The sequence below is a fragment of the Polaromonas sp. P1_E1_2 genome (assembly GCF_056406035.1).
In genome coordinates, this window is sequence record NZ_JBFUAZ010000622.1 from 1 (window position 1) to 2,468 (window position 2,468).

Consider the following 2,468-nt stretch of genomic DNA (forward strand, 5'->3'; position numbering starts at 1 on the left):
CCTCTATCGCGCGCTGGTGTGGGGCTTCTTCCTCTTTTGCTTCAGCTTCGCGCTGATCGGCGGCGTCATCGCAGAGCAGGCGCTGGCCGCCCTCAATTGCCAATTCCATGCAGACCCGCGAGCCGGAACGTGTTCCTTCTTCCAGAACGCGTTGGCCTCAAGGCTCACACCCTTTCTGTCTGCGCAGACTCCGCTGGATTACCCCTTCATCCTGTTGCGCAACTTCTGGTGGCTCATCCTGGCCTGGCTGGTCGCCATCGGCTGGAGCCGCCATGCATACCAAAACCCCAAGGCCATTACTGCCCCGCGTGCGCCTGCCGCCACGGCAGTGCCAATGCAACGAAGGTTGCACCAGTTTTTGCAAGTCAGCTTCTGGATTTTGCTGCTGGGGTTGATCGCGTTTTGCATCGCCTTCGGCACGCCCTTCCTGAGCACGTATGTATCGCGCGAAATACTGCAGGCCCTCGGATGCAATCCGGGCAGCTTCGATCCCCTGGTATCGGCCTGCATGTCCAGGCCTGGTTTCTGGACACCCCGGCTGCAGCCGTTCCTGCTGCCCTTGCTGGGTMAATTAGGCTCCCCGCTCTGGCTCTTCTGGCAATTCGGTGATGTGTTGATCATCTGGGTCGTCCTGATTGCCGTGGTGTTTGCGCTGAAGCTTTACTTCGCCGAACGCACTGCCCCCAAAGCATCCTGATACCCATCCGGCCAACAAGTCCCATGTGACAATTACCGTATGACGCCTGAGCAATATGTCCAGCAAAAAGCCGCCGCATCCGGCAGCAGTTTTTATTACGCCTTCCTGTTCTTACCCAAGGAACGGCGCGCCGCCATCACCGCGTTCTACGCCTTTTGCCGCGAGATCGACGATGTCGTCGACGAAATTACCGACCCCGGCGTAGCGCGCACCAAGCTCGCCTGGTGGCAAGGCGAGGTGCTCAACGCCTATGCCGGCAACCCAACCCATCCAGTGATGAAGGCGCTGATGCCGCTGGCCCTCACCTATCGCATTGAAGCGCGCCACCTGCAGGCTGTCATTGATGGCTGCCAGATGGACCTGGAGCAAAACCGCTACCTGGATTTTCCCGGCCTGCGGCAGTATTGCCACCTGGTGGCCGGCATCGTGGGCGAAGTGGCGGCGCGCATCTTCGGCCAGACCGACGAAGCCACCACCGCCTACGCGCACAAGCTCGGCCTGGCGTTCCAGCTCACCAATATCATCCGGGACGTCGGCGAAGACGCGATGCGCGGGCGCATCTACCTGCCCGTCAACGAGCTGCAGCAATTTGACGTGAAGGCGCATGAGGTCCTCAAGCGCCAGTACTCCGACCGCTTCAGCGCACTGATGAAATTCCAGACCGACCGCGCGCTGGCGCTCTATGACGAGGCACTGGCCATGCTGCCCGAAGCCGACCGCCGCGCCCAGAAGCCCGGCCTCATGATGGCCAGCATCTACCGCACCCTGCTGCGCGAAATCGCCTCCGATGGCTACCAGGTGCTGCACCAGCGCGTCAGTCTCACACCGCTGCGCAAATTCTGGCTGGCGTGGAAGACCCAGGCCTTCGGCAAAATCCAATGAGCCCCCACGCTCCCCACTTCGTGTGGTTCGCTGCCCCCCGCGGGGGCCCTGCGCCTGCGGCCTGGCAAAGCCAGTTCCGCGGCCCCGGCTGGTATGGAACTCACACGATCACCTGCACGCAACCGTGCCCATCATGAGAGTCGCCGTGATCGGCGCCGGCTGGGCCGGATGCGCTGCTGCCGTGGAGGCCACGCGCCTGGGTTACCAGGTCACGTTGTTTGAGACCACCCGCATCGCCGGCGGACGTGCGCGCCGCGTTGGCGGCACGGTGGCAGGCAAGCCGGTCGTGCTCGACAACGGCCAGCACATCCTGATTGGTGCATATGCCGAAACGCTGCGCCTGATGAAGGACCTGGGTGTCGACGCAGAAACTTCCTTGCTGCGAATGCCGCTGACACTGCGGTTTCCGGACGGCAGCGGCCTGAGCCTTCCGCAGCTGCCGGCCCCGCTTGATGCGCTGGCCGGTATCCTCCTGGCACGCGGCTGGTCCTGGGCCGACAAGCTCTCGATGCTCAAGGTCGCCGTTGGCTGGCAGCTCGCGAAATTCAAGTGCGACCCCGGCGTGTCGGTGGCCGACCTGTGCCGCGGCCTGTTACCCGGTGCCATGGCCTCATTGATCGAGCCCCTCTGCGTCTCGGCGCTGAACACGCCAGCAGAGCGCGCCAGCGGCCAGGTTTTCCTGCGCGTGATGCACGACTCGCTGTTCTCGGAAAGCGACGGCTCCAACCTCTTGCTGCCGCGCGCCGACCTCAGCGCACTGCTGCCCGACGCCGCCCTGCGCTGGCTGGCGGCCCAGGGCAGCACCGTGCGGCTGGGCGCCCGCGTGCAATCCATTGCGCCCCTCGGTTCCAGCTGGGTGGTCAACACCGACATCAGCGCAGCCTTCGAC

At 63.8% G+C, this 2,468-nt stretch carries 3 protein-coding genes; all 3 read left to right on the forward strand.

The window, feature by feature from the left end; all coding sequences use genetic code 11:
- The coding region (locus tag AC1D1P_RS20850; protein WP_477674277.1) for a hypothetical protein at positions 1–697 on the forward strand (697 nt) is incomplete at its 5' end.
- A 39-nt stretch (positions 698–736) separates the two neighbouring features.
- Positions 737–1,579, forward strand: a complete 843-nt coding sequence (gene hpnD, locus AC1D1P_RS20855) for a presqualene diphosphate synthase HpnD (protein ID WP_477669023.1) — start codon at positions 737–739, stop codon at positions 1,577–1,579.
- A gap of 133 nt (positions 1,580–1,712) precedes the next feature.
- Positions 1,713–2,468, forward strand: a 756-nt coding sequence (locus tag AC1D1P_RS20860; RefSeq protein ID WP_477674278.1) for an FAD-dependent oxidoreductase, incomplete at its 3' end; no start/stop codon positions are given.

Excerpts from the sequence above, each read along its gene's own strand:
- hpnD (WP_477669023.1), top strand. The coding sequence starts at position 737 with ATGACGCCTGAGCAATATGTCCAGCAAAAAGCCGCCGCATCCGGCAGC.